This is a genomic window from Bacillus arachidis, assembly GCF_030285945.1.
GTDB classification, from domain to species: domain Bacteria; phylum Bacillota; class Bacilli; order Bacillales; family Bacillaceae_G; genus Bacillus_A; species Bacillus_A arachidis.
The window spans coordinates 2,567,874-2,594,855 of the sequence record NZ_CP127376.1 but is presented as its reverse complement, the minus strand read 5'-3'; the positions used below and the strand labels follow the sequence as shown (position 1 = coordinate 2,594,855).

Sequence of the window (26,982 nt, the reverse complement as noted above, 5' to 3'; positions counted from 1 at the left end):
ATACATTAAAAAACGTCAGTCATGTTAGTTTATTAAAGGGCCAGATTGTTAGGGGAAAGAGGAAATTGAAGGTTCATCTTGAATTTGTAAGTTATACTGGGAGAAAAGGGTTTAATAGAACTAGATTATTCAAATAGTTGAAGTGAAAAAAATACAAGGGGAAAGGTTATGAAACATAAAACACCAGAAAAATTATTTAGGATAGATTGTAGAGATATTTATCTTCAAGAGTTTTCAATTGAAGATGCAGATAGTATTCACAGAATATCAAACCAACCAGAAATATTTAATTTTTTGCCAGACTGGAAATCAACAAAAGAACAGCGGGTTGATTGGGTTACCAATTACGAAATACCAGCAAATAAAGCGTTTCTTGATGCCGCTGTAAATACATCAAACATAGATGGTCATTTTTTAAAACTAGGGGTATTTATTAAGGAAACAGATGAATTTATTGGTTGGTGCTGTACGGGCATAAAAGATGAGCTTCCTTTACCGAATAGAGAGATTATGTATGCCATTTCAAGTGAATATCAAAAGAAAGGCTACGCTACTAAAGCGTCTAAAAGATTGATTGACTATTTGTTTACAAATACAAATTTGGAAGTCATTAACGCAGTAGCTTTAATTAACAACATTTCATCAAATAAAGTAATTGAAAAATGTGGATTTACTTATCTGAGTCAACAGACGATAGAAAACGAACTATATAATCATTATATATTGAATAAGTCAGAGTGGATGAAAAATCATTAAAAGAAAATGTTGTTGTTCCAGAAAAGGGCGCGATTCTGGAATAAGAAAGGACATTACTATTAGTCATATAAAATATGTAATGTCCTTAAAATTATTTATCATATTTAGCGAGAAGACCCCTACCTCAAGCACGTAACGGTAGGTGGGGGTGGTTCAATTAGGTATTGATAAACTCTTCATCAAAATGGTTTCATTTCTTTTTGGATCAACTTTCCGTTTTATAAAAAAGTTGGATTGTTTCGATGAACTCCATTCCACAAACAACCCTGTTAATGAAGGGGGGGATCTCAACATCGTTTTAGAATTTAAGATGAGAATTTTTTGTTTTTCCCGATAGGCTGAACAATGTTCATTGGAAATACGATAATTTTCCCTGCCAGTTAAAACTGCTACTTCCACTAATTTATGAACGAGACTGTCCCATACCGCAACTTTATTTCAAGTTTACATTTAATCTTTGCAATCACAATCAAAATCTGAACAATCGGCACAATCTAAAGTGCCACAATCCAAATTTCTCTTTTTGGGGTTTCTCTTAAGATGAAAATTTAGCAATCCGATAAATAGTAAACAAATAACAAAAGCTATTATTGCTTCTGTATACTTTTCATGAAAGATAAAACCAATTCCACTGCCACCGGAAATGAGAATTAGAATTGAATAGATCCAGAACATGTAAATACCTCCGTCGATGTAAAATAGATTTAGGATAGAATCCATATGATACTAGATGAGATAAGTAGTCCCATACCATTACCGCTTAAGATACCAGTAGTTACTCTTAGTAAATTTGTGCTACTTCTCCATTTCCACTTTTGGGTAAATCCATCGATGAATAATGGAATTTGAGCAGAGAAGGATAGTGCTAATGATAGCGTATACGAAGGTGTTATTAAAAAATAAATTGGAAACATAAGGAAACCGATCAATATACCTGTGCATCGTGCACATAAAGGTATGTATTTTTGTAGTTTAAGAAAACTCCTTTCAGATTTTCTGTGACAAGGGATATGTAAAATGATACCTCGAATCAATACGGTTCACCCTTTCTAGTAGTATTTTAAATGATTTGGTAACTAAATTATAGAATTCTTAAACTTCGTAGCATAATTCGTTCCTACTAACTCATCAACCTTCATGAAAAAGGTAAGTATTTTAGGGAGGCTTTACTCATTTTCGAGTAAAGCCTCACTGAATTTTTAGAGTTCAAAAGATAAATTTCGCCAGTTGTTCACCCCAAGATGATAATTCAGTTTCAATAAATCCAGCCTTCTTATAAGCTAGTTTCGCCGAAAGATTATTAGGATTATAGCCAATCATAATTAGAGGAATATTTTTATTATTAATGCTTCTTATCTTTTCAATAATGAGAAATATAGCCTGTATACCTAACCCTTTTCCTTGATATTCTTTATCAATCATAAGCCTATAAATCCAAAAATTGTTATCATCAGCGTCTATACCAAACATTGTAAACCCTATTAATTTATTATCAAGATATATACCATTTGCGTAGAAGTTATCTAAAAATTGAACCTGTGCGATAGAATAAAGATTAGAGGCAAGAAATGTACTTTGTTCTTCTTTCACTGATAATCTAGTAGCTTCCTCCCAATTACTTTTATCAATGGGTTTTAAAGTTATTTTGTTCAATATGATACCCCTTTCGAGTGATAGAACCACGCAGTTTTTAGGCTAGTGAAGCGTTATTCCCTCATATTTAAGTCCAAAGAATACTATTTTCTTTTGCATCGACAACGCCTCCTTAAAATTAAGATTTAAACTTCGTAATAATATATTCAATATTATAATATGATTTCTTTTTTATTAGTTATGTTAATGTAGTATAGTGCTATCCTAAGGGGAAGTAAAAAATTACTCTTGATACTAGCACTATTTGTATACTGTAAACGGTTGTTTTTTATCTTTTAAAATATTTACAGTTGTTAAAATTGTTTACATACAAATAAAATCGTTACATTTACAATACAGATGTTTAAAAACATCAGTCATGTTATTCCATAAGAGGGTTATATATTTGAAGATGAACTGGGAATGAAAAGCAGAATACATAGTTAAGGAAACAATATCTAAATGATTAAAGGGAGGAAGAATTATGTCCAATAACGTAAGGCTAAGAAGAGTCATTTTAGATTTAGCAGTTACTTTAGATGGTTTTATTGAAGGGAAAAATGGGGAAGTTGATTGGTGTATCATGGACTCTGATATGGAGTTTATTAATTTCTTAAATCAAATTGATACTATTTTATATGGAAGAAAAAGCTACGATTTATGGGGACAATTTACTCCAGAAATTGAAGATACTGATACTGAAAAAGAAATTTGGGAATTAGTTCATAGTAAAGAAAAATATGTGTTTTCTAGAACGCAAAAAGGGACCGATCATAAAGTAATATTCATAAATGATAATATTATTGAAGAAGTAAATAAATTAAAGAATAAGCCTGGTAAAGACATCTGGCTATATGGTGGAGCAAGTCTTATTACAACTTTTATCAATTTAGGGCTTGTTGATGAATTTAGATTATCCGTTCACCCTGTTATTTTGGGAGAAGGAAAACCGTTGTTTATTGATATAAAACAGAGATTGAATTTAAAGATGGTTCATACAAGAACGTTCTCCTCGGGCGTTGTGCAACTAATCTATCGTTTGAATGGGAATTCATAATATTGCACATTCCAAAGATAAAATACAATAAATATCAATAGGAAATACTCGTTGTACCATTTAGTTAAAAAGGTAACTAGATGAAAGAGATGATAAAAAATATTTTTTTTGAATATGAAGTATTACACTTAAACTAATGGTGCAGGTTAAGTGAAGAGGAATGGATTGTAGAAGGTTGTTATAAGAGTTGATTTTTTTCTTTGTCACTGTTTCAGATGAAAGAGTTACTATTTGAAGCACGTTGTACCTCATTTATAGTAATAATATTTTATGAATTGGAAAACAATAGTGCTTAGGAAAGGGAGGATTGCGAATGTCTGTGAAAAAGTGGTTAACTGGATTGGTCATTTTGCTTGCGATATTTATAGTTGTGACAAATACAGGCTCACTCAGTGTATTTGCCGAATCCAGCGTCGTAACACAGCCTGTTGAGTCAGTGGAAATGATTGAGGTCGAGTTGAACGATGATTACTTTAATCCGAATGTCATCACTATTCCGATTGGAAGAACGACAACGTTGATATTGAAAAACAAAGGTAAAAAAGAGCACACCTTCACTGTAGAGAAGCTCAAAATTGACGCTGAAATTCAACCGGGAAAAGAAAAAACAATTACCGTGAAACCGAATGAAACCGGCACATACGAACTGATATGTCGGTACCATTTCCAGAAAGGAATGGATGGAAAAGTAATAGTCAAATAACAAGCAGGGCCAATCGGGCCTTGCTTTTTTAATAAGCAACGATAACCTACTTATTATTACCCAGACATTATTATAATAGCTAACGTTCCTCTGCATATGGGCAGGATTGTGGAGAAATGGATTTACTAAATCCTATAATCCATTGTAAACTGAATTCACACAATCATTTAAATGATTTATTATAAAATGATTATTTATATATACTGAAATTAATATGAGTATAAATAATAAGGGGGGGACCTAACATGACAAAGGGAAATGAAATTAACAATAAAAAGGAATTGTCACTAGAACAATGTGAAGAATTACTTGAAGTATTGAAAGTTCGTTTTGAGAAAAACATGAATCGCCATAAAGGTCTTGAATGGGCTAAAGTCCAAGCAAAGCTGGATGCTAATACTGAAAAACTGTGGTCGCTCAATGAAATGGAAAGAACTGGCGGCGAACCGGATGTTGTTGGGTATGATATAGAGAAGGGCGAATACATTTTTTATGATTGTTCAGCGGAAAGTCCTAAAGGCCGTAGAAGTGTTTGTTACGATCTTGAGGGGCTAGAGTCAAGAAAAAAACATAAACCAGAAAATAACGCTATTGATATGGCAAGTGCCATGGGCATTGAACTATTAACGGAAGAACAATATCGGGCGTTGCAGAATCTTGAAAATTTCGATAAGAAAACGTCAAGTTGGGTGCAAACACCTTCTGATATTAGAGAACTCGGCGGTGCCCTTTTTTGCGATTATCGCTTTGGGCACGTCTTCGTGTATCACAATGGAGCAGAATCTTACTATGCCGCTAGGGGTTTTCGTGGCTCGCTAAGGGTCTAAACTTTGCACAGACAGCTAAATTTGAATTTGGGAATGGATCACTTAGGGAAACGTTTTAATTTCATTCTTCAACCATCGGGCGCAGTTCTATAGCAAAAATTGTGTTCGATTTGAATACGAGCTGAAAAAGTGGAATAGGTTCGCATTTATAGAATGGAAATGTAAAAAACTGTAAAAGAATCATTTTCTTAAGGATCACAGTACATAAAACTAATAGCATCCGAACATATTAATAAAATGTTTGGAGGTGGGTTTTATGGATAAAGAAGACTTTCAAAAAATTTATAATGATTACTTACAACAAGGGGAAGACCAAGCTCAATTGGAAGTAGTTGAGGAAGTCGATTCAGGAGTAGAACAAATTGTTGCAGTTCGTAAAAATGATGAGGATGATATTATTGCTTTTAAAACAAGTAGTGGAAGAGAATTAGATTATATTACTGCTCTTGATGAAGCAAAATCAGGGAAGTTAGCTCATGTGGACGTATTTCATAAGTATGGCAGGGATATTATACGTAGTGAACCTGACGGTATTAAAGAAAATAACTTAGATAACTTGCCTTCTTTTTAAACGGATAAACCTAAAGAAGAGAATATTAATTTGGATATTCTCTTCTTTACTTTACTAATTTACTATGAATTTCGTAAACTTTCTGTAAGAAAACCATCAGTTATTCAATTATAGGACGCTTTAATGAGGTAACAAAAAAAGCCCAATTTCTTAATATTTAGACTGTACCTCGAATCGTGGACAATTAAAAAAACTCATGATTTAAAGTGAATCCAAAAAGTTAGACAAATATTCTAAGCAGCTAATAAGGATTGGATCCTGTATTGTACAGGACTCAATCCTTTTTTGTACTCTCCTTAATTTCTTTTAAAAGTTCAAGTATTTGTTTTTCGTATTTAGATTTTCGTTTTAAATATTGTATAAGGTGTAGAGCGGATAATATCCCTATGAAATATAAAGAAAATTTAGTGATCATATTAATAAATACTATAACTAACGAAGTAATGCCGAGATGCCAATTAAACGGCACAACTACCAGTAAACTTAAAATCAATGCCAACCATATAAGGTTTCTGTTCATTCTTGTTCACCTTCCTTTTTTTTTGAAAAATCATGCCGTTGTTTTTGATTTTAACACATCTAATATATATACATATTGAGAAAGCAAGCAATTATAATAAAAAGGTTTTGTTAAAGAATTCTGTAGATATTTGATTGAATCAAACGAATGTTCTGAAATGTGCGAACGATTGTTTGGAGGGTTTTTCCCTGCGTAAATCGGCAGGTTTAATTGGTGATGTTCATTTCGGTACTCTATTCTATTGGAGACATAATTATTACCTACTAATGGTTTCAATAATATAATTTAACAAAGCAATTTTTTTAAAGGAGTGTTTGATATGAATATAGAACTTCATCAGGAGCAAGAACGAGTGGACAGCGTAATTAGTTGATCAGATGAACAATTTTTTCATATAATTCGTCTTGGTATTGAGCGATAGATGGGAGGGAAGGAAATGAAACCCTATGTACTAGAGTTTCGGGAGATCGATAAAACGAGACAAATCTTGGTCGGTGGCAAAGGAATGAATTTGGCGGAACTATCGAAGATTCATGGAATACAAGTGCCAGAAGGATTTTGTGTTACGACAGAAGCCTATCAAAAAGCCCTCGAACAAAACGAAGCGTTCCACGCATTGTTGGATCAACTAATACTACTAAAAGTAGAGGATCGAAATCAAATTGGTGAAATCAGCAGGGAAATTCGGAAAATCATTATGGAAGTAGAGATTCCTTTCGATGTTGTGAAAGCTGTTACTTACTATCTCTCCCAGTTTGGCGATGAACATGCTTATGCAGTGCGTTCCAGTGCAACTGCTGAAGATTTACCACATGCCTCATTTGCCGGCCAGCAAGACACCTATTTAAATATCATCGGAAAAGAAGCCATTTTACAGCACATCAGCAAATGTTGGGCTTCCCTATTTACAGATCGTGCCGTGATTTACCGTATGCAAAACGGATTTGACCACAGTCAAGTGTATATATCCGTTATCATTCAACGGATGGTGTTCCCGCAGGCTTCAGGAATTTTATTTACTGCTGATCCGATTACTTCCAATCGAAAGCTACTATCTATCGATGCTAGCTTTGGACTAGGAGAGGCCCTTGTCTCCGGCTTGGTATCTGCCGATTGCTATAAGGTGCAAGAAGAAAAGATTATCGATAAAATGATTGCAACCAAAAAACTAGCAATCTACGCCTTAAAAGAAGGAGGCACAGAAACACAGCAAATAGAACCCAATCAGCAAAAAAGCCAAACACTTACTGAACAACAAATATTACAACTAGCACGCATAGGAAGCCAGATCGAAGCTTATTTTGGTTGCCCACAAGATATCGAATGGTGTTTGGTTGATGATACATTATATATTGTTCAGAGCCGGCCAATCACTACTTTATACCCCATCCCTGAAGCGAGTGATCAAGAAAATCACGTCTATGTATCTGTCGGTCATCAACAAATGATGACTGACCCCATGAAACCATTGGGGATGTCTTTATTCCAGTTAACAGCTCATCCACCCATGCATGCAGCTGGTGGAAGGTTATTTGTTGATGTCACACATAATCTGGCTTCGCCTGTCAGTAGAAAAAAATTATTAAATGTCATGGGACAATCCAATCCGCTCATCAAAGACGCACTTATGACCGTAGTCAAGCGAAAAAAATTTATAAAATCGTTACCAGATGATGAAAAAATACAAAGTTCCAGTCAAAGTAATAATGGTAAATCTGTGGATTTTCTAACACAAATCGAAAACAATCCGACGATCGTTACTGATTTGATTAAGAGTAGTCAAACATCGATAGAAGAGTTAAAACAAAACATTCAAACGAAATCAGGATCAAATTTATTTAATTTTATTCTAGAAGATATCCAGCAATTAAAGAAGATATTATTTAACCCGCAGAGTTTGGGTGTAATTATGGCAGCTATGGATGCTTCATCATGGATCAATAAAAAAATGGAGAAGTGGTTAGGTGAAAAAAACGTAGCAGACACGCTTTCTCAATCTGTACCAAACAATATTACTTCGGAAATGGGTCTAGCATTATTGGATGTCGCAGATGTGATTCGTCCTTATCCAGAAGTAATTGCTTATTTACAACATGTAAAAGATGATAACTTTTTGGATGAACTGGTTAAGTTTGAAGGAGGACAAAAAACCAGAGACGCTATCTATTCTTATCTCAATAAATACGGAATGCGATGTAGTGGAGAAATTGATATTACTAAAACTCGTTGGAGTGAAAAACCAACTACACTTGTCCCCATGATTCTCGGTAACATTAAAAACTTTGAGCCGAATGCTAGCAATTGGAAATTCGAGCAAGGGCGACAGGAAGCTTTGAAAAAGGAACAAGAGTTATTAGATCAATTGAAAGAATTACCGGGTGGTAAACAAAAAGCTAAAAAGACAAAACGAATGATCAGCCTAATCCGGGATTTCATCGGTTATCGTGAATATCCAAAATACGCCATGATTAATCGCTACTTCGCTTATAAGCAGGCTTTACTGAAAGAAGCCGAACAACTCGTGCAAGTCAATGTTATTCATGAAAAAGAAGATATATACTATCTCACTTTTGAAGAACTTCGCGAAGTTGTACGCACAAATAAACTAGATTACCAGATCATCAGCAAAAGAAAAGACGAGTACAAATTATATGAAAAACTAACTCCCCCATGTGTTATCACCTCTGATGGTGAAATCATTGCAGGTGAGTACAAACGGGAATATATTCCACCTAATGCTATTGCAGGCCTACCTGTTTCTTCCGGTATTATCGAAGGAAGAGCACGTGTCATCTTAAATATGGAAAATGCGAATTTAGAAGAGGGAGATATATTGGTTACCGCCTTTACTGACCCTAGCTGGACACCGCTGTTTGTATCTATCAAGGGTTTGGTTACGGAAGTAGGTGGTTTGATGACCCATGGTTCTGTCATTGCCAGAGAATACGGTCTTCCAGCAGTTGTAGGTGTGGAGAATGCTACGAAGTTGATCAAGGATGGACAAAGGATCAGGGTGAATGGAGCAGAAGGGTATATAGAAATACTATAATTCATTACATTTAAATCATAAAAGAAGAGCATTCGAATTAAGAGAATCATTGATAACACGGTGCTTTGCGGTCTATGGTAATCTCCTCAGTCACTAGGACAAATGGGGGGCAGTAACGGAAGAACAATATTAATGTCTGTTAAGATTATGTTGAAATCGGGTCTTCTGTTAAAGTAAGCTATTGTTGAATAAAACTTAGAATTTCAAACGACTTTATTGTTATATTTTTAGTGTAGTAAATTATATTACGTCAAAAATCAAACAAGCATAACCCCGTCCTAAATTTAGAACGGGGTTATGCTTGTTTGAACTTGTAAAATTAAATAACTGTATTGTCATTTTACACTAACAACAGAGGAGAAAGGGAAAAGTAGAAGCCAATCCATCCAAAAGGAGCAACATTTCATGCCCCTGTAACAAGTTAAGATATATAGGTTAAAGTGAAGAGAGAATATAACAATATAGTTTACATAATATTATTATGTTAAGGGATAGTAGGTTGGCTATTATTTAAATACTAAAACTCATCTCAAAATATGAAGAGAGCGAGAAAATCAGTGTGTAAAAATGTGTGAAGTGAAAGTTTAGCATAAAAGTACTTCAAAAAGAACGCTAGTTCGTATATACTGAATACAACTGAAGTAGAAGAAGGGAAGAGAAGTTGATGATTCATAAAGTCGGTCAAATTATGTTATATGTAAATAATCAAGATGAGGCTGTGCAATTTTGGACAGAAAAAGTAGGTTTCCACTTAGTTGCTGATGAAAATAATGGTCAAGGATTTAGATGGATTGAAATTGCGCCAACGGAGAAAGCGGAAACGAGTATTATTCTACATAATAAAGAATTAATTGCGAAGATGCAGCCTGAATTAAATTTAAGTACGCCATCCATGTTATTTTTCACTGAAGATATCGATAAGTTATATAAAGAGTTTGTAGAGAAAGAAATTACAGTCGGAGAAATTGTAAATATGCCGTCTGGAAGAGCATTTAATTTTGCTGATCACGAGAAAAATTATTTTGCAATTATGGAGAAAAAATAATTAAGAGCATAAATCGATTTGAAATATTGACACGATGTTTTAAAGTTTATTTAGATCCTGTTTTACAGGGTCTTTTTTATTGGTCTCTGATCGATAGGAAAAAATAAAAGAACCAAGATTTGATCCTTCTACTGTATGTATTGTTAATCGATCACCTGTTTCGCTAACGAAATATGGGTATTAAAAAATTCTGAGTTTAATATAAGAGGGGAGGCTTTCAATATAATTACATCGAATATATTAGATGAAGTGTAAGGCATTATTGTAATTTATCTTAAGGAGAGAAAATAATTGAACCTAGGTAAGCCAATAGCTATTGGGAATACAGCAAAGATATATCTTTGTGATCATAAAATTGTAAAAGTGTTTAAAAAACACTTTCCAAATACAGAATCTTTATACGAGGCAAAGAAACAAGATTACGCTTATTCATGTGGACTTAACGTCCCTCAGGTATTTGAAGTTACAGAAATAAAGGATAGGCAAGCAATTATAATGGAATATGTAAAAGGGCAAACAGTTGGTGAACTTTTGATAAATCATATGGAACGGGCGGAGCATTACATAAGTATTTGTGTCGATATACAACAAAAGATGCATGCTGTTGTTGTTAATTCGGATATACTTGAACCGATGTCAGCAAAGCTACATCGCCAGATTGAATCAGTATACAATCTAGATGAGGAACAAAAGGATAAATTGTTAATAAAATTGGATTCAATGGTAATTGAACCTAGGCTATGTCATGGAGATTTTCATCCATTTAATTTGATCATGAGTCATGATAACCTGAAAATTATTGATTGGGTAGATGCTAGCGCGGGAGATATTCGTGCAGATGTATACAGAACATATTTATTGTATGCGCAGTCTTCAGTCGAGTTAGCTGAAATGTATTTACGTATATATTGCAATAATACTGGCTTATCAAGGAATGAAGTTTTGGAGTGGGCTCCTATTATTGCTGGGGCTAGATTATCAGAAAATTCATCTTCAGAAAACATAGAACATCTAAAGGGGTTAGTAGACCGGTATTGTCATTAAGGAAAACGACAGAACCAGCATGGCTGTAATGATCAAACTTTTTTAAAGAATGAGATAGTAAGACCGTTCAAAATTATTGAACGGTTTTTATTTCATTTCATAATTTAAATATCTAATAATATAAGTATGATGCTAGAGGGTTATCTCGATATGATTTCCTTCCAGATCACTTATTATGCTCTCGTAATAGCCATCTCCAGTGAAACGTGGTCCATTTAATACAGGATATCCAGCTTCTTTTAATGTTTTGATTAGTTGATTCACATTTTCTTCACTACCAACAGAAAAAAACAAATGAGCATATCCAGTTATATTGGGATTAGGTTTATCTTCTATTCCTTTCTTCCGCATAATTTCAAGACGTGCTTCAGATTCAAAAGTAATAAAATAAGATTCAAAGTGTTTAGCTTTATTGTGATATAAAGGATTTGCCTCTCCATCAACTTAAGAATTTTATAACACACTTAAAACGAAAAAATGTACATCTCCAGATGAAAATGTACATTTTTTTGTTTTGGGATACTTCCTTTTCTTATCTTGATTTTAATTGTAATCATCATTTTAATAATCGTTATATCTAAGCTGAGCACGCTTCCATGTGGAAGATATTCTATGTGAAAGGTATTACGTTATTACTTGTACTGAGGCTCTTCTTGTTCAATTTGCTGAAGACGAGGGTTTAAAGATTCAATAATCTCTTGAGTTTGTTGTGCTGCACCTTTATATAATTGTTTTGCTTGCTGGTTATCAGTATCAAGAACAAATCCTTCTAGGCATGCTTGAGCACTCTTTAATCCAGCGATAGTTTGTTTAAGTTTAGTGCTAACTGTCATGTAGTATTTCCTCCTTGTAAATGTGCTTCAAAATATAGAATGCCTATTTTGTTATTATAGTACGATTTCCAATTTTAGGGTTATGTGAATGAGAAATTTTACAGTTAATTATTCGAGGAAGGATTTTTTTAGCTAATAGCTACATGGAATACCGTTAAGTGGTGTTATGTTAACTTAACGTGAATAGAATATTCATAAGAAAAATCTACCATGTAAGAACGTAATTTATTTATATATTCTATGGTGAAGATTAGATTCATGGATGGGTATGGAATAGTTTTGTACCGATAACAAAAACTAACAGAAAGAAAACGATAAGATATAAAGGAGATTAAATATGTTGAAAAAGATAGGGAAAACTTTCCTGGTACTCCTCTTTGTATTTATCGGCGTATGTTTTGTTTTGCTTGTGTGGGATGAAATTGACAGAACAGCAGCTGAAAAAAGTAGGAGATTTGGCCAGCAGCCTAGCCAATACCCTATTCGTCAAAGTGATATTACTATGTATACAGACGGGAAACAGTTAAACAATCAATTATTCTCAGATATAAAAAAAGCAAAACATTACGTGCATATTAACTTTTTCTCTATTGCTGATGATAAAGTAAGTCATCAGTTTCTAGAGTTATTGAGGCAAAAAAGTCAGGAAGGTGTAGAAGTATACTATGCGTTGGACAGGCTAGGTGGAATTTTACTAAAGAAAAAGGAAAGAGAATTATTAGTTAAACAAGGAGTGCATTTTACATATTACAATAAGCCTGCTTTCCCTTATCTTTCTTCTTCTTTGGATCATCGGAATCATCGTCGTATTTCAGTTATTGATGGAAAGATAGGGTACATTGGCGGATTTAACATTGGCAAGAAGTATTTGGGGGAAAAAGAAAAACTTGGTTACTGGAGAGATTATCACCTTCAAATACGAGGAGAAGGCGTTCAAGATCTAGAAAACCAATTTGTGTTAGACTGGAAGAAAAACTCAGAGAAACCGATTCCGAAACACAGCGCGATAAAGGAAAAGGGAGCAACCTCGCATCGATTTACTGCATATTATAGCGGAGAAAAACTTGGACAAGATTATGCAATGCTGTTTCAACAAGCAAAAAAGTCCATCATTATATTAACACCTTATTTTATACCAAAAGACAAAACGATTTGGAACGCATTAGTAGATGCAAGAAAGAGGGGAGTCCGTGTCAAAATTCTGTTCTCACCTCATTCGGATGCACTGTTAGTGAAAGAAGCAGCGTATCCATATATCCGAAAAGCATTAAAACAGGGAATGGAAGTATATGGTTATAAAAAGGGAGTGTTACACGGTAAAGTATTTTTGATTGATGAAAAAGTATTGATGGTTGGGACCGTGAATTTTGATTCGCGCTCGTTTCATTTAAATGAAGAAATGAACTGTTATATCCATGACCCTGTCTATATTTCGAAAATAAAGCCAGTCATTCATGCAGATTTACAAAATTCAAAGCGAGTAACATCCTCTGACGTCAATCAATTATCGATAAAAGAAAAAATGAAAGAAAAGGTTGCAAAAATGTTTGCGTATTATTTGTAAAAACAAAGTATTTTATATAAAGGAGTAGTAAACGGCATTTATTTAGAATAAATTAAATTACTGACACATGGGTGAAGCTTAGTAACGCAATTAATCAGAATCAAAAAATTGTTAACCAATGCGAGCAGAATAGATGGATACACCGAGAAAACTTTATTTTAAAGGAACTGAAAAAATTATGAATGAGAATGGATATGATTTGACTTCTGCAATCAGTAGCTTTAAGGAAGTTTCTCATGCAGAATTCTTTAATCATTTATAAAAATATGTAGCATAGCTTTTAACAGCGTTAAAAAATCAAATAAGATAGATGTGCAATTTTGTACTATAGGGACTTAAACAATCGATGTAATAATTCAATGAGAGAAGCTTGAAAAGGAGTTTGTTTCATGAGTATTACATCTTTTTTGATTTACTGTTTTATTATTACGTTTACTTAACATTAGTCTTTATCTGTTCACAAAAACAGTTGGTGCTTTTGTGTCGCTAGACAGTTCTTAGGTGGTTTCTATTTACATTTATAGATTGGGTTATACTTTGCCAGATTAATCTGAGGTTTGTTGTTATTTCAAGTACTGAAGGAATGAAGGGGTATAACAATGATAAGATGCATCTAAGAGGTGCAATGATTGGTCCGCCTTTCCTCATAATTGTTAGTTTATACATTGCAGGAATCGCTATAAATATTTAGTATGGGGAATATATTATATTTTACTTAGAGGAGAGAAAGATGGACATTGTTATTAGGAAACTAGAATTAGAAGATTTGAATGAATTTCCTGAAATTGATGATAGTTTTACGGTTGACTCTAAGCTAGTTCTTTCATTAGGAGCTATAAATCAACAAATAGAATACACAGTGCAAGAAATACCAAGCTATGAGAAAAATTATTCAGACGATATATATAAAGAGGATGAGATAGACTATAGTGAATATGTTAATAATCCAGATCAAATAATCTTTTTGGCGGTTATGAATCACCAAATAATTGGAATGATTATATTAAAGAGGAATTGGAATGGTTTTGCTTACGTGGAAGATATAACAGTAGATAAGCAGTTTAGACAGCTTGGAGTAGGTAGAAAATTAATTGAGCGAGCAAAGCAATGGGCGCAAGCTTGTGAAATGCCAGGAATCATGCTGGAGACACAATGCAATAACGTTAGAGCATGCAACTTTTATGAGAGTTGTGGATTTGTTATAGGGGGCTTTGATTTTCTTGTATATAAAGGGATAAATGAGCAAAGTGATGAAGTTGCAATATATTGGTATTTGAGATTTTAAGACAGTCCGATATAACCTATAGTACTTCACACGAACAAAGAGTGTCTTTAGAACTTTTCATGGCACTCTTTGTTCGTTATCATGCTAAGATAAAAAAATTCTAGAGGTACAAGGAATAGGTTTGTTCACCGTATGTGAGAATTTCATCATCGGTAAACCCAAGATTTGAATAGAATTTTTGACCCGAATCATTTTCAGGGTGCACAGTTAAGCGAATGCGATGGCAAGATGGATGAATGGTTTTTATATGGTTAATTAATACTTTCATTGCCGCGCCCCCAAACCCTTTTCTTTGATATCTTTTGTCGATAAAAAAATGAAATAGCCAAAAGTCCTTTTGATAATCCGGTTCGTAATGTAGATTAAAGAAACCAACTATTTTCTCGTTATGATAAATTCCAAAAGGTTCAATCATTCTATCATCCGGCTTAATATACGCTTTTGCAAGTGCAATAGCAACAGGTGGTGTAACTTCAGAAACGAATTTTTGTTGCTTAATATTTACAGAAAGGTTTAGAGCTTCTCGCCAGTTTGTAGAAGTTATTTTTTTCAGATTTACGTGCGACATGAGTTGTAACCTCCAGTTCAAATAGGGGATATGTGAAGTATTATTGAATGAGCGTATTTTGCCCGGCAGCAATTTTCCACGCTTCCTTTTCTTTGACCATCACATAAACAGCAAGACTGCCTTGCTCATTTTCTATTATTGTCCCGTCAGAGGTTGTTGGATATTGTCTAATATGTGTGATAGCTACGTCGGAACGTATGAAATTAATGCTTTCAATTGTATAACGAGCGTATGAATTACGAAGAGGTCCTGGTAAAAGAACTTTGTGCGTCTCATTGATTTGCTTCCAACCTGAAAGCCGCTTGCCAAGCACATTGACCCATGTGGCATTTAAGGTGAAGTGTCGATCTAATTCATTCGCATCATGTGTATTAAATGCAATTTCCATTTCGGTGATCGTTTGCCGGATTGCATGTATTTCTTCTTGTTGCTGCTCTTTTGAATCATAACCTTTAGACATTTTTATTCCTCCTATGTTGGTTTGATATCTATAGATTACTAAAGTAAAGGTTTTATAACATCCAGAAATAGTAGTATTTTTTGAGGTGAAACTTATACGAAGGTATGATGGCAAGGCGGTGTATCGTATTCACTGTCTAATAAGAGGACTTAATTCAATGAGTATAGAATATTATAAGGTTATGAATAAAGAGGTGAAATATGTTATTTCAAAAAGGGGATGTATCGATTAGATATGTTATAGAAGAAGATGTGAATACAATTTCAAAATGGTTAACAAATCCTGAAGTTTTACAGTATTACGAAGGCAGAGATAATCCGCAATCTCCAGAAAAAGTACGTATGCATTTTATCCAAAATCCAAAGAGTGATGAAAAAAGGTGTCTAGTAGAATACGCTGGAGAACAAATTGGTTATGTGCAAATGTACCCGATAGAATCAGAATGGAACAAGTTATATGGATATAGAGAAAATCAGGATATATGGGGCATGGACCAATTTATTGGTGAACCAACATATTGGAATAGAGGAATTGGTACAGAACTCGTACAAGCTACAATTACATATATCATCAACGAATTAGGGGCAGAAGCAATTGCAATGGATCCAAGAGTAAGTAACGAACGTGCCATTCGGTGTTATGAAAAATGTGGATTTCAAAAGGTGAAAAGATTAAAAGCACATGAGTTACACGAAGGGAAATTAGAAGATTGCTGGATGATGGAGTATAGAAAAAAAGGGAGCGATGTGTGATGAAGAAAGCTTTGGTAGTAATAGATGTTCAAGAAGGTATGTATACGGCAAATGGACCAGTACATAATGGACAGAAATTATTAGAAACCTTACAAGAATTAATTCAAAAATGTCGTTCAAATGAGATTCCTGTTATATATGTACAGCATAATGGGCCTAAAGGTCATCCTTTAGAAAAAGGAAAACCGGCCTGGAATATTCATTCTGACATTGCACCGAAAGATGGTGATACCATTATCGAAAAAGAAACACCAGATTCTTTCCATAAAACAAATCTTCGTAAAGTATTAGAAGATAAGGAAATCGAACATGTAATTATATCAGGAATGCAAACAGAATATTGTGTGGATACAACAACTCGCAGAGCTTTTAGTGAAGGATATAAAGTAACTTTGATTCGCGATGCACATAGTACATTTGACTCGGAGCAATTGAGCGCGGAAGAAATTGTTAAGCATCATAATGCAGTACTGGGTGCATTTGCTGATGTTGTGGATTTCAAAAATATAAAGATAGAAGTATAAAATCGAATTGAAAGGAAGTAGTGACAGCAGGTAGCGGAATGGTTCCGCAATCTGTTATGGAGCAATATTATCAAAAGAAAAGTTTATGAAAAAGAAGGATGTCATGATATAGATTGTGACATCCTTCTTTTCTTATTTTTTCTTATCTTTATCTAAGATGTTTTGTTCTTCAGCAAACTCAGTTCCATACGCGAATCGACCATTCATATTAATTCGTTCATTTTTATGTCTTTCATGCGTATGAGAGGCGCGATGCACAAATACTTCAGATAACGTAAAGAGAATAGCGGACAGAATACTACCCCATGCGATCTGCATATAATTGTCCAATAAAATATTACCGAAAATCCATACGCTTAAATATGTCAACAAAAAGTCGGCCATAATAGCGGCGGAATTGCCGATGTGCTCCAATAGAATCTTATCAACAAACATATAGGAAACGATTGTTACAAACAGGCTAAAGGAAATAACATCAACAATTGTTGCATCAAAAAACAAATCAAGTCCGATAGCAAAAGCAATGATACACGATATAAATTTGATAAGCACATTAGTAAAATTGCTCACAGTGCACACCTCCTGTTTTTACATAGTTTTGGTATAAAACAAGAAGTTCATACATTACTTATGTATGTACATGAGTGTAAAAAATTTTTTTATGTTAAACATCTTGTCGAAATATTAAAAAAATAAACAAAAAATGTTATAGTAAAATGAGAGTATATGACATTTTTAGGTAAGGGGGGATCCAGATGTGGATTACTTCAGAAGTAGAAATTCCAGATGAACTATTTGATAATCTTGAGCAAGGAAGGCTTGTATTATTTGTCGGAGCAGGGGTTTCTATGAAAGGGAAATCAAACTTACCAAATTTCGATGATTTAGTTGATGAAATTGCGGAAACTTTATACGTTGAAAAGCGTGAAAAAAACGAACCGCATGATTATTATCTTGGAAAAGTTGCGAAGACGAAAGATGTACATCAAGTTGCACAAGATCTTGTTGATGTGAAAGATTCAAAGCCGAATCCATTACACTATGCGATTCCGCGGCTTTTCTCAGATGACATTGATGTTCGCATCGTCACTACAAATTTTGATCAACATTTTACAAGTGTAATTAGACAAATGAATCGAGATATTAATATATATTACGCACCTGCACTTCCAACAGGTAGAGCGTTCAAAGGTTTAGCATATATACATGGCAATATAGAGCAGGAGAAAGAAAATTTAATATTAACGGACGGTGATTTTGGAAGGGCTTACTTAACAGAGGGATGGGCAAGAAGATTTTTAGTTGATTTATTTTCGAATTATACGGTACTATTCATCGGATATAGCCATAATGATCCTGTTATGAAATATTTAGCAACAGGTTTACCACCGAGTACAAGACGTTATGCATTTGTTGCTCAAGGAGATAATACATATCATTGGGAGCATTTGGGAGTACGCCCCATTGTTTATCCAAATAAGGTGAACAATCATCAGGCACTTGTGCAAGCTGTGAGGCGCTGGGCTGAATTAATGGGGGATAACTATATTACAAAAAGAATGCGGATTCGTGATATTGTGACAGTTCCACCATCAGTTGAACAAGAGCAATTATCATATATAAAGCAATCAGTAAAAAAGATTGAAACACTCCGGTATTTTATAGAATTTGCTCGTGATTACGAGTGGGTAGAATGGTTAGAGGCAGAAGGGAAACTCCAAAATTTATTTTTACTTTCCACCATTCATAATGAAGAGGATGAATTGCTGGCCGATTGGCTTGTCAAACAATTTCTTTTTAGTCATCAAAAAGAATTATTTCAGCTTATTTATAAAAATCACTCAAAAATTTCTCCTTTGTTATGGCGGGCCATTTGTACGTATTTAAACGAAACAAAAGAGCAGGTTGAACCGCTATTATTTGCAAAATGGACATTACTTTTACTAGAAACAGCAGAAAAAAATAGCAGTTCTATAGAACTTGTTTCACATTTGTTACATAGATGTTCTTTCCCTGAACATAAAGAAATTTTCATCTTATTGTTGGCGTTTATTTTGGATGGAAAGATTAAATTAAAACGTGTCAGAAGATGGGAACACGATATGCAGGATTCGATTGAATTAGAGGAAACAAGTCGTTTACCAGTTCCTGTATTTTCATTTGTACAACAGATTTGGGATGAAAGAATGAAACCGCATATCGCATATTTTGCTGACCAAATTATGGTTATGGGATTAGAAAAAATCCAAATGTTATTTTTAAGACAGGCTGCATTAGAAAAAAAGGACGGTGTGACATATAATAGAGTCGAGTTTTCTGAACATGATTTACAGCCAAAAGATTTTACATTTTTAATTCGTATTGTAAAAGAATCCCTCGCATATTTATGTGCGAATCATAAGAGAAAGGCAAACTACTATATCGCTCAAATGATTGAAACAGATAGTATATTACAAAAACGAATTGCGGTAGAGGCAATGAGTGGAAATTCATTTGCAACTGACGATGAAAAAGTCAAATGGTTGCTAGAACAAAATTTACTTTTACATGTTACATATAGGCATGAAGTATTTAATTTTTTAAAGAAGCATTATTCCTGTGCCTCGGAACAAAGTAAACAAGAGGTGTTACAAAGGGTGATGAAACACCTTGTTAATGAGAGAGCTTTTGATGCTTGTCTTGTTATGGATTTACTATACACATGTGATCCGAATGGTAATTGTACAGTACAAGCATATAAAAAAATGAAACAAAAACATCCGCATTTTTCCCCAGAGAGTTATGGTGAAAAGCGAGTAGAGGATGCTGTACAAAGCATTACATGTAACGTAACTGCTGATGGGTTATTGCAATTGAAAGAGCATGAAATGATGAAACAAGTTAAGCTCTTTTCTCATGACGGTATTTTTGAGCAGCGTCATTTTTTAGAAATGTTATCAAAAGCATGTAAATTGAATACAGAGTGGAGTATTTCGCTTGCTTATCAATTAGTAGGGGAAAGTATGGTAAGTAATGAAGTATGGTTTGTCTGTATTAGGGCATGGGGGAATAATCGAAAGCTTACTAATCAACAGATACAAAAAATTATTCCACTCTTACAACAATTTGTAAGGAATACATCTTTTCATTGGTTAATTAGTAGTTTTCTTTATGAAATCAGCAATCGATTAGAAGAATTTCAAGAGGATAGTATACGTGTTGTGAAACGTTTTGCCTTTTCTTTATTTCCCCAAGTAATGAAAAGTGATCCGAATTTCAAGATAGGGGAACATGACTTTTATAATGAGTCTATTCAACATCCTATTGGAAAGATGACGTCAGTATTATTAAAGCTGCTAGCATATGATCACTTATACGATCGGAACATTCACGAATACTTGTTTTTATTTGAAGAACAAATGCGAACGTTGTCACAAAGTACACATTTCATGCTTGCACGATTAACGGCAGACATAACATTTTTGTACCATATTGAGAAACAATGGTGTAGAAAAAATTTGCTACCTTATCTCGACTTAAAAAAACAAGACAAGGTAATAAAATATGCATGGTCAGGCCTTTGCTATACACAAATAAATTTACCGCTATTTACAGAGATAAAGCGATATATTAAATATGCAGTCGAACATTTATATGTATTACATCCACATACAAAGAAAGTATTTTTAAAGTGGCTCAGCTTTGTTTTTATTAAATGTGTATTATATTGGGATCAACGAGCCGATTGGTTATATCCACTTTTTATACAGGAAACGGAAAATGACAAAATTAAGTTTATGGAATACTTATGTTATTATGTGAAAACATTAAGCGTAAGAGAACAACAAAAATTTTGGGAGGCTTGGTTAGCTGGCTTTTTAATGGAACGTCCAAAAATGAGTTCTGTAACTGGTAGAGAATATGTCATGTTTTTACGTTTTGTATTATGTATGGATGAAGTTGCAGAAAACGGAATACAAACAATTCTTACTCGTTTCTCCCCCATATCAGAACGTTACGACCAAGCGGAAATGAAACAACTATTTTTGGCTATTTTGGAAAAGAAAAATAACATGAAATATCATGTGGAAACCTATGGTGAATTGTTTTTTTCGCTACTGCAAAACCTTCATGAGGCAAATTCTTTTGAAAATGAAATCATTGAGATTAAACAATTGTTAACAGATTACCAAGTGGAGAAACAATTATTAATATCTATTCAAAACGAAATGATTCGTATTGGACTTGTGATGACAAATTTACAAGATTGATAATGGGGAAAGAGTGGAATTTTAAAAAATAACTAAAAAAGTATTGACAGTATTTTAAAAAGCATTCTATAATACGAATCATACTTATTCAATTTCACAAACATTTGAATAAACAAAGTGCAATGAAGAGATCACAGTAGTGAAGATCTTACTGTAACAGAGAGCTGATGGTTGGTGTGAATCAGTACAGGGATACTCATGAATTACAGTCTTGGAGCATCTTTTTCGTAGTAAAGATGATAGTCTTTATGAAGGGAAAGACGGTCAAATGATCGTTAACAGTGAAGAGAGGTAGATGAAAGTAGTCTACAACTAGGGTGGTACCGCGATAAATATCGTCCCTACTGATTGGATCAGTAGGGACTTTTTGTATTTTTGTGGTCCAACTTGAAAATTGAATATTACATGCAGTGAAAGGAAAAGAAGTAGTAGTTGTTTCCCTGTAACAGAGAGCTGGTGGTTGGTGTGAACCAGTACAAAAACAAGTGCGAATTACATTCCTGGAGCATCTTTTTCGTAGTAAAGATGATAGTCTTTATGAAGGGAAAGACGGTCAAATGATCGTTAACAGTGAAGAGAGGTAGACGAAAGTAGTCTACAACTAGGGTGGTACCGCGATAAATATCGTCCCTACTGAGTAGATCAGTAGGGATTTTTTGTACACAAAAAAGGCGGAATCGATCTCACAATAAGTTTTTATAGAATTTTAATTCAGAAAATAGGGAATTTTTATTCTCTTCAAATAGTTTTAAACATTAAAAGGAGGATTTTAAAATGGCAAATCATGAGTTAGAACAATTACGTAAACAGGTGGATGAAATCAATTTACAATTATTACAACTGTTAAATAAACGTGGAGAAATCGTTCAAAAGATTGGAAAACAAAAACAAGTGCAAGGTACGAAACGTTTTGATCCAGTTCGTGAGCGTGAAGTACTGGATATGATTGCGGAACATAATGAAGGTCCATTCGAAACTTCAACAGTTCAACACATTTTCAAAACAATTTTCAAAGCAAGCTTAGAATTGCAGGAGGATGACAATCGTAAAGCGTTACTTGTTTCACGTAAAAAGAAAAAAGAAAATACAATTGTTGATGTAAAAGGTGAATTATTAGGAAATGGAAAGCAAACGTTCATTATGGGGCCTTGTGCTGTAGAAAGCTTAGAGCAAGTTCGCCAAGTAGGGCAAGCGATGAAAGAACAAGGATTAAAATTAATGCGCGGCGGTGCTTTCAAACCGAGAACATCACCATACGACTTCCAAGGATTAGGGATTGAAGGCTTACAAATTTTACGTCAAGTAGCTGATGAATTCGATTTAGCGATTATTAGTGAAATTTTAAATCCAAACGATGTAGAGATGGCTCTTGATTACGTTGATGTCATTCAAGTTGGAGCACGAAACATGCAAAACTTCGATTTACTAAGAGCTGTAGGTAAAGTAAATAAACCAGTGTTATTAAAACGTGGTTTAGCAGCAACAATTGACGAATTCATTCATGCAGCTGAATACATTATCGCGCAAGGGAATGATCAAATTATTCTATGTGAGCGTGGTATCCGCACATACGAAAGAGCGACGCGTAATACGTTAGATATTTCAGCAGTGCCAATTTTAAAGAAAGAAACACATTTACCAGTTGTCGTAGATGTAACACATTCTACAGGACGCAGAGATTTATTATTACCTACTGCAAAAGCGGCACTGGCAATTGGAGCAGACGCAGTAATGGCTGAAGTACATCCGGATCCAGCAGTTGCATTATCTGATTCTGCACAACAAATGGATATTCCAGAGTTCCATAAATTCATGGAAGAGTTAAAAGGTTTCAAAAATAAATTATCTTAATTTCATATTGAATATGCGTTGAAAGGGAAACAGTAGTGCTTATCTCCCTGTTTATAGAGAGCTGATGGACGCTGAGAATCAGTACAAAGATAAGCATGAATTACAGCCCTAGAGCATCTTTTTCGTAGTAAAGATCATGGTCTTTACGAAGGGAAAGACGGTCTTATAGATCGTTAAAAATGATAAGAGGTAGACGAAAGTAGTCTACAATTAGGGTGGTACCGCGATAATAATCGTCCCTACTGATTGCTCAGTAGGGACTTTTTTGTACAAAAAAATAATAAAGGGGTAAGAGAAATGAGATACATTACAGCTGGAGAATCACATGGTCCACAGTTAACTGTTATTTTAGAAGGTGTACCTGCAGGGTTATCGTTACAAGCAGAACATATTAATAAGGAATTATTAAGAAGACAAAAAGGGCATGGTCGCGGGAGACGCATGCAAATTGAAACAGATACAGTAGAGATTGTAAGTGGTGTACGCCACGGAGTGACACTTGGTTCCCCAATTACATTAATCGTAAAAAATGATGACTTCAAACATTGGACGAAAGTAATGGGAGCTGAACCGATTTCTGAGCAAGAAAGTAAAGAAATGAAACGCACGATTACAAAACCACGTCCGGGACATGCAGATTTAAACGGTGCAATTAAGTATGGGCACCGTGATATACGAAATGTTCTAGAGCGCTCTTCTGCAAGGGAAACAACCGTAAGAGTAGCAGCTGGTGCAGTTGCAAAGCAAGTTTTAAAAGAATTAGATGTACAGATCGCTGGGCATGTTCTTGAAATTGGCGGTGTCAAAGCAAGTCATGTAGGGCAGTTATCAATAGAAGAAATTCAAACAATCACAGAGAATTCGTCTGTTCGTTGTTTAGATAAAGAGGTAGAACAAACAATGATGGATGCGATTGATACTGCGAAAGCAAACGGTGATTCAATTGGCGGAATTGTAGAAGTCATTGCGGAAGGAATGCCAATTGGCGTTGGAAGTTACGTCCATTATGATCGAAAATTAGATGCAAAGCTTGCAGGAGCAATTATGAGTATTAATGCTTTTAAAGGTGCTGAAATCGGGATTGGATTTGAGGCGGCAAGGCAGCCAGGAAGTTCTGTACATGATGAAATTCTATGGGACGAAGAAAGAGGATATACGAGAAAAACGAATCATGCAGGTGGATTAGAAGGTGGTATGACTACAGGAATGCCAATTGTAGTAAGAGGTGTAATGAAGCCGATTCCTACATTATATAAACCACTGGCGAGTGTAGATATTGATACGAAAGAAACATTCCAAGCAAGTATTGAACGATCTGACAGCTGTGCAGTACCAGCTGCAAGTGTTGTTGCAGAGGCTGTTGTTGCATGGGAACTTGCGGATGCATTAGTTGAACAATTCGGAAAAGATCGCATGGAATTAATCAAGCAAAATATAACACAGCATAACAAATATGCAAAAGAATTTTAAAAAGGATGGATTACAAATGAAGATGAAAGAGCAATTATCATCATTACAGCCATATAAGCCAGGCAAATCAGCGGAGCAAATGAAAGAAGTATATGGGGATCATTCATTTGTAAAATTAGCATCAAATGAAAATCCATTTGGTTGTTCACCACGTGTTAAAGAAGAATTACAAAAAATATGGCATGACCATGCTTTATATCCCGATGGAGGGGCATTAGAGCTTCGTCAAACAATCGCAGAAAAACTGCAAGTTCAAAAGGAACAAATTTTATGCGGAAGTGGACTTGATGAAGTTATTCAAATTATAAGTCGTGCGGTACTTTGTAAGGGAGATAATGTAGTAACAGCAGGAGAAACTTTTCCGCAATATCGTCATCATGCAGTGATTGAAGGTTGTGAAGTAAGAGAAGTTCCATTAAAGAAAGGGATTTATGACTTAGAGGAAATTGTTTTAACTGTAGATGAAAAGACAAAAATAATTTGGATTTGTAATCCAAATAATCCAACGGGCACATATATTGATGACCGAAAATTAAATAAATTTATAAATAGTGTACATGATGATGCGCTAATTGTAATTGATGAAGCGTACTATGAGTATGTAACAGCGAAAGATTTTCCAAAAACAATACCATTATTGAAAAAACATAAAAACCTTCTTGTATTACGAACATTTTCCAAAGCATATGGTTTAGCATCATTTCGCATAGGGTATGCAATTGGACAGGCAGAATTGATTGAGAAATTAAATGTTGTTCGTTTGCCATTTAATGTTTCTTTATTTGCGCAAAGAGCGGCAACAATTGCTTGTAATGATGATGGATTTATAAAGGAGATCGCTCGTGTAAATCGAGAAGGATTAGAGCGATATGAGAGTTTTTGTACCGAGAATGGGATTCCGTTTTATCCATCTCAAACAAACTTTATCTTTTTACCAATAGACGATGCAGAGGAAATCTATGAACGATGTGCACACGCAGGTTTTATTATTCGTCCGTTTTCAAATGGTGTCCGGATTACGATTGGAACGAGTGAACAGAATGAAGGAGTGATTTCAGTGTTAAAACAGCACTTTATAAATAGAAAGAATAAGTTTCGAGATGAGGCAAATGTGTAAAAAAGTTGTATTAATTGGGACAGGTTTAATAGGTGGTTCTCTTGCATTAGCAATAAAGAGGGAACATGAAGTGATGATTACAGGTTATGATATTCATAGTGAACAAATGGAGCGCGCGAAAGAATTTCATGTAATTGATAAAGTTGCAGGAGATTTACAGGCTGCTTGTGAAGAGGCAAATTTAATTATTTTTGCTTCTCCAGTTGAAGAAACAATAAAGTTATTACGTCAGCTTGCATTATATGATTTACGTAAAGATGTAATTGTTACAGATGTAGGTAGTACAAAGGGCGAGATTATGAATGAAGCTGAAGATCTATTACCTGCAGGAGTGGCTTTTATTGGGGGACATCCGATGGCAGGTTCGCATAAAACGGGTGTTGAAAGTGCAAAGGCTCACTTGTTTGAAAATGCATTTTATATTTTAACACCAAGGAGTCATGTGTCAGATCATCGAGTAGAAGAATTAAAAGATTGGTTAAAAGGAACAAGATCTCATTTTCTTGTATTAAATACAGAAGAGCATGATTATGTAACCGGAATTGTGAGTCATTTTCCACATCTAATTGCGGCGGGGCTGGTGAAACAAGTTGAAAAACATGGAGGGGACAATCCGCTTATCCATCAACTTGCGGCAGGTGGGTTTAAGGATATTACGCGTATTGCCTCGAGCAGTCCGAAAATGTGGAGTGATATCGTAAAACAGAATCAAAGTCATTTATTACAATTACTAGAAGAGTGGATTAGTGAGATGAAAGAGCTGTACAAGACGGTTTCTGTAGGTGATTCTGTTGAATTACAAAACTACTTTGAAAATGCGAAACAGTACCGTGATTCTTTACCCGTTCGAAAAAGCGGTGCGATTCCAGCTTTCCATGACTTATATGTTGATGTTTTAGATAAAGTAGGGGCATTAGCTCATATTACAAGTATTTTAGCTTATGAAGAAATTAGTATTACAAATCTGCAAATTATAGAAGCGCGAGAAGGATTACTTGGTGTGCTTCGTATTAGTTTCCAAAGAGAAGAAGATCGCTTAAAAGCGACGATAGCACTTCAGAAAGAACAGTACCAAACGTATGAAACAATATGATAGGGAGAGGG

Annotated in this window: 24 protein-coding genes, 2 pseudogenes and 3 other annotated features; of the genes and pseudogenes, 18 read left to right on the top strand and 8 right to left on the bottom strand. The window is 34.5% G+C overall.

Features of this window, described 5'->3' with window-relative positions; all coding sequences use genetic code 11:
- The first annotated feature begins 168 nt into the window (after positions 1-168).
- Entirely contained in the window at positions 169-756 is a 588-nt protein-coding gene (locus QRY57_RS14915; protein WP_026592918.1) for a GNAT family N-acetyltransferase, read from the top strand.
- A 450-nt stretch (positions 757-1,206) separates the two neighbouring features.
- Here the strand turns inward: QRY57_RS14915 and QRY57_RS14910 are convergent, their stop codons facing one another.
- From QRY57_RS14910 to QRY57_RS14900, 3 genes are all read right to left on the bottom strand, one after another.
- Positions 1,207-1,431 (bottom strand): hypothetical protein, encoded by a 225-nt coding sequence (locus QRY57_RS14910; protein WP_286015408.1) that lies wholly within the window; start codon positions 1,429-1,431, stop codon positions 1,207-1,209.
- 29 nt (positions 1,432-1,460) lie between these two features.
- Positions 1,461-1,790: a DUF2085 domain-containing protein gene (locus QRY57_RS14905; RefSeq protein ID WP_286015407.1), complete on the bottom strand. Its 330-nt coding sequence runs from the start codon at positions 1,788-1,790 to the stop codon at positions 1,461-1,463.
- A gap of 172 nt (positions 1,791-1,962) precedes the next feature.
- Positions 1,963-2,409, bottom strand: a complete 447-nt coding sequence (locus tag QRY57_RS14900) for a GNAT family N-acetyltransferase (protein ID WP_286015406.1) — start codon at positions 2,407-2,409, stop codon at positions 1,963-1,965.
- 463 nt (positions 2,410-2,872) lie between these two features.
- On the opposite strand from QRY57_RS14900, the gene QRY57_RS14895 reads away from it, so the two are divergent.
- From QRY57_RS14895 to QRY57_RS14865, 7 genes are all read left to right on the top strand, one after another.
- Positions 2,873-3,445, top strand: coding sequence for a dihydrofolate reductase family protein (locus QRY57_RS14895; protein ID WP_286015405.1), 573 nt, complete (start codon positions 2,873-2,875; stop codon positions 3,443-3,445).
- 313 nt (positions 3,446-3,758) lie between these two features.
- Positions 3,759-4,148, top strand: coding sequence for a cupredoxin domain-containing protein (locus QRY57_RS14890; protein ID WP_286015404.1), 390 nt, complete (start codon positions 3,759-3,761; stop codon positions 4,146-4,148).
- Positions 4,149-4,393: 245 nt separating this feature from the next.
- A complete protein-coding gene (locus QRY57_RS14885) occupies positions 4,394-4,975 on the top strand; it encodes a DUF4256 domain-containing protein (protein ID WP_286015403.1) in 582 nt (193 codons plus the stop codon).
- A gap of 256 nt (positions 4,976-5,231) precedes the next feature.
- Positions 5,232-5,546: a DUF3892 domain-containing protein gene (locus tag QRY57_RS14880; protein ID WP_286015402.1), complete on the top strand. Its 315-nt coding sequence runs from the start codon at positions 5,232-5,234 to the stop codon at positions 5,544-5,546.
- A gap of 956 nt (positions 5,547-6,502) precedes the next feature.
- Positions 6,503-9,115, top strand: a complete 2,613-nt coding sequence (gene ppsA, locus QRY57_RS14875; RefSeq protein WP_286015401.1) for a phosphoenolpyruvate synthase — start codon at positions 6,503-6,505, stop codon at positions 9,113-9,115.
- A 664-nt stretch (positions 9,116-9,779) separates the two neighbouring features.
- Positions 9,780-10,160, top strand: a complete 381-nt coding sequence (locus QRY57_RS14870; RefSeq protein WP_286015400.1) for a VOC family protein — start codon at positions 9,780-9,782, stop codon at positions 10,158-10,160.
- 291 nt (positions 10,161-10,451) lie between these two features.
- Positions 10,452-11,204, top strand: a complete 753-nt coding sequence (locus QRY57_RS14865) for an aminoglycoside phosphotransferase family protein (RefSeq protein ID WP_286015399.1) — start codon at positions 10,452-10,454, stop codon at positions 11,202-11,204.
- A gap of 132 nt (positions 11,205-11,336) precedes the next feature.
- Here the strand turns inward: QRY57_RS14865 and QRY57_RS14860 are convergent.
- Positions 11,337-11,645 (bottom strand): annotated as a pseudogene (locus QRY57_RS14860) (VOC family protein); the annotation flags it as partial.
- A gap of 191 nt (positions 11,646-11,836) precedes the next feature.
- Positions 11,837-12,037 carry a DUF1657 domain-containing protein gene (locus QRY57_RS14855; RefSeq protein ID WP_003198197.1) on the bottom strand — a complete coding sequence of 67 codons (201 nt, stop codon included), beginning with the start codon at positions 12,035-12,037 and terminating at the stop codon, positions 11,837-11,839.
- A gap of 337 nt (positions 12,038-12,374) precedes the next feature.
- Here QRY57_RS14855 and QRY57_RS14850 point away from each other — a divergent pair, with 337 nt between their 5' ends.
- The 3 genes and pseudogenes from QRY57_RS14850 (at position 12,375) to QRY57_RS14840 (ending at position 14,886) form a co-directional block, all read left to right on the top strand.
- The gene (locus QRY57_RS14850; RefSeq protein ID WP_286015398.1) at positions 12,375-13,601 is read left to right on the top strand and encodes a phospholipase D-like domain-containing protein; all 1,227 of its coding nucleotides are present in this window, start codon (positions 12,375-12,377) and stop codon (positions 13,599-13,601) included.
- A gap of 520 nt (positions 13,602-14,121) precedes the next feature.
- Positions 14,122-14,292 (top strand): annotated as a pseudogene (locus QRY57_RS14845) (nitroreductase); the annotation flags it as partial.
- 39 nt (positions 14,293-14,331) lie between these two features.
- Positions 14,332-14,886 carry a GNAT family N-acetyltransferase gene (locus QRY57_RS14840; protein ID WP_286015397.1) on the top strand — a complete coding sequence of 185 codons (555 nt, stop codon included), beginning with the start codon at positions 14,332-14,334 and terminating at the stop codon, positions 14,884-14,886.
- 100 nt (positions 14,887-14,986) lie between these two features.
- Here the strand turns inward: QRY57_RS14840 and QRY57_RS14835 are convergent, their stop codons facing one another.
- On the bottom strand, positions 14,987-15,454 hold the full coding sequence (locus QRY57_RS14835; protein ID WP_286015396.1) for a GNAT family N-acetyltransferase: 468 nt from the start codon (positions 15,452-15,454) through the stop codon (positions 14,987-14,989).
- A gap of 40 nt (positions 15,455-15,494) precedes the next feature.
- Entirely contained in the window at positions 15,495-15,914 is a 420-nt protein-coding gene (locus tag QRY57_RS14830) for an SgcJ/EcaC family oxidoreductase (RefSeq protein ID WP_208017624.1), read from the bottom strand.
- A gap of 200 nt (positions 15,915-16,114) precedes the next feature.
- On the opposite strand from QRY57_RS14830, the gene QRY57_RS14825 reads away from it, so the two are divergent.
- The gene (locus QRY57_RS14825) at positions 16,115-16,666 is read left to right on the top strand and encodes a GNAT family N-acetyltransferase (RefSeq protein WP_090689875.1); all 552 of its coding nucleotides are present in this window, start codon (positions 16,115-16,117) and stop codon (positions 16,664-16,666) included.
- Positions 16,666-17,190: a cysteine hydrolase family protein gene (locus tag QRY57_RS14820; protein ID WP_286015395.1), complete on the top strand. Its 525-nt coding sequence runs from the start codon at positions 16,666-16,668 to the stop codon at positions 17,188-17,190. Before QRY57_RS14825 ends, QRY57_RS14820 begins: the two co-directional genes overlap by 1 nt.
- A gap of 132 nt (positions 17,191-17,322) precedes the next feature.
- Here QRY57_RS14820 and QRY57_RS14815 read toward each other — a convergent pair whose 3' ends face one another.
- Positions 17,323-17,760: a YndM family protein gene (locus QRY57_RS14815; RefSeq protein WP_026591111.1), complete on the bottom strand. Its 438-nt coding sequence runs from the start codon at positions 17,758-17,760 to the stop codon at positions 17,323-17,325.
- 185 nt (positions 17,761-17,945) lie between these two features.
- On the opposite strand from QRY57_RS14815, the gene QRY57_RS14810 reads away from it, so the two are divergent.
- From QRY57_RS14810 to tyrA, 5 genes are all read left to right on the top strand, one after another.
- Positions 17,946-21,440, top strand: coding sequence for a DUF4020 domain-containing protein (locus QRY57_RS14810; protein ID WP_286015394.1), 3,495 nt, complete (start codon positions 17,946-17,948; stop codon positions 21,438-21,440).
- A gap of 113 nt (positions 21,441-21,553) precedes the next feature.
- Positions 21,554-21,786: a binding site (T-box leader), on the top strand.
- 55 nt (positions 21,787-21,841) lie between these two features.
- Positions 21,842-22,075: a binding site (T-box leader), on the top strand.
- A gap of 139 nt (positions 22,076-22,214) precedes the next feature.
- Complete coding sequence (locus QRY57_RS14805) at positions 22,215-23,291, top strand: bifunctional 3-deoxy-7-phosphoheptulonate synthase/chorismate mutase (protein WP_026591109.1); 1,077 nt, start codon at positions 22,215-22,217, stop codon at positions 23,289-23,291.
- A gap of 9 nt (positions 23,292-23,300) precedes the next feature.
- Positions 23,301-23,535, top strand: a binding site (T-box leader).
- A gap of 53 nt (positions 23,536-23,588) precedes the next feature.
- Positions 23,589-24,761 (top strand): chorismate synthase, encoded by a 1,173-nt coding sequence (gene aroC, locus QRY57_RS14800; protein WP_286015393.1) that lies wholly within the window; start codon positions 23,589-23,591, stop codon positions 24,759-24,761.
- A 16-nt stretch (positions 24,762-24,777) separates the two neighbouring features.
- Positions 24,778-25,878, top strand: coding sequence for a histidinol-phosphate transaminase (gene hisC / locus QRY57_RS14795; RefSeq protein ID WP_286015392.1), 1,101 nt, complete (start codon positions 24,778-24,780; stop codon positions 25,876-25,878).
- Complete coding sequence (gene tyrA, locus QRY57_RS14790; RefSeq protein WP_286015391.1) at positions 25,871-26,971, top strand: prephenate dehydrogenase; 1,101 nt, start codon at positions 25,871-25,873, stop codon at positions 26,969-26,971. The genes hisC and tyrA overlap by 8 nt, the downstream gene beginning before the upstream one ends.
- Positions 26,972-26,982: the final 11 nt, after the last annotated feature.

Excerpts from the sequence above, each read along its gene's own strand:
- QRY57_RS14915 (WP_026592918.1), top strand. The coding sequence starts at position 169 with ATGAAACATAAAACACCAGAAAAATTATTTAGGATAGATTGTAGAGAT.
- QRY57_RS14910 (WP_286015408.1), bottom strand. The coding sequence starts at position 1,431 with ATGTTCTGGATCTATTCAATTCTAATTCTCATTTCCGGTGGCAGTGGA.
- QRY57_RS14895 (WP_286015405.1), top strand. The coding sequence starts at position 2,873 with ATGTCCAATAACGTAAGGCTAAGAAGAGTCATTTTAGATTTAGCAGTT.
- QRY57_RS14890 (WP_286015404.1), top strand. The coding sequence starts at position 3,759 with ATGTCTGTGAAAAAGTGGTTAACTGGATTGGTCATTTTGCTTGCGATA.
- QRY57_RS14885 (WP_286015403.1), top strand. The coding sequence starts at position 4,394 with ATGACAAAGGGAAATGAAATTAACAATAAAAAGGAATTGTCACTAGAA.
- QRY57_RS14880 (WP_286015402.1), top strand. The coding sequence starts at position 5,232 with ATGGATAAAGAAGACTTTCAAAAAATTTATAATGATTACTTACAACAA.
- ppsA (WP_286015401.1), top strand. The coding sequence starts at position 6,503 with ATGAAACCCTATGTACTAGAGTTTCGGGAGATCGATAAAACGAGACAA.
- QRY57_RS14870 (WP_286015400.1), top strand. The coding sequence starts at position 9,780 with ATGATTCATAAAGTCGGTCAAATTATGTTATATGTAAATAATCAAGAT.
- QRY57_RS14855 (WP_003198197.1), bottom strand. The coding sequence starts at position 12,037 with ATGACAGTTAGCACTAAACTTAAACAAACTATCGCTGGATTAAAGAGT.
- QRY57_RS14850 (WP_286015398.1), top strand. The coding sequence starts at position 12,375 with ATGTTGAAAAAGATAGGGAAAACTTTCCTGGTACTCCTCTTTGTATTT.
- QRY57_RS14840 (WP_286015397.1), top strand. The coding sequence starts at position 14,332 with ATGGACATTGTTATTAGGAAACTAGAATTAGAAGATTTGAATGAATTT.
- QRY57_RS14835 (WP_286015396.1), bottom strand. The coding sequence starts at position 15,454 with ATGTCGCACGTAAATCTGAAAAAAATAACTTCTACAAACTGGCGAGAA.
- QRY57_RS14830 (WP_208017624.1), bottom strand. The coding sequence starts at position 15,914 with ATGTCTAAAGGTTATGATTCAAAAGAGCAGCAACAAGAAGAAATACAT.
- QRY57_RS14825 (WP_090689875.1), top strand. The coding sequence starts at position 16,115 with ATGTTATTTCAAAAAGGGGATGTATCGATTAGATATGTTATAGAAGAA.
- QRY57_RS14820 (WP_286015395.1), top strand. The coding sequence starts at position 16,666 with ATGAAGAAAGCTTTGGTAGTAATAGATGTTCAAGAAGGTATGTATACG.
- QRY57_RS14810 (WP_286015394.1), top strand. The coding sequence starts at position 17,946 with ATGTGGATTACTTCAGAAGTAGAAATTCCAGATGAACTATTTGATAAT.
- QRY57_RS14805 (WP_026591109.1), top strand. The coding sequence starts at position 22,215 with ATGGCAAATCATGAGTTAGAACAATTACGTAAACAGGTGGATGAAATC.
- aroC (WP_286015393.1), top strand. The coding sequence starts at position 23,589 with ATGAGATACATTACAGCTGGAGAATCACATGGTCCACAGTTAACTGTT.
- hisC (WP_286015392.1), top strand. The coding sequence starts at position 24,778 with ATGAAGATGAAAGAGCAATTATCATCATTACAGCCATATAAGCCAGGC.
- tyrA (WP_286015391.1), top strand. The coding sequence starts at position 25,871 with ATGTGTAAAAAAGTTGTATTAATTGGGACAGGTTTAATAGGTGGTTCT.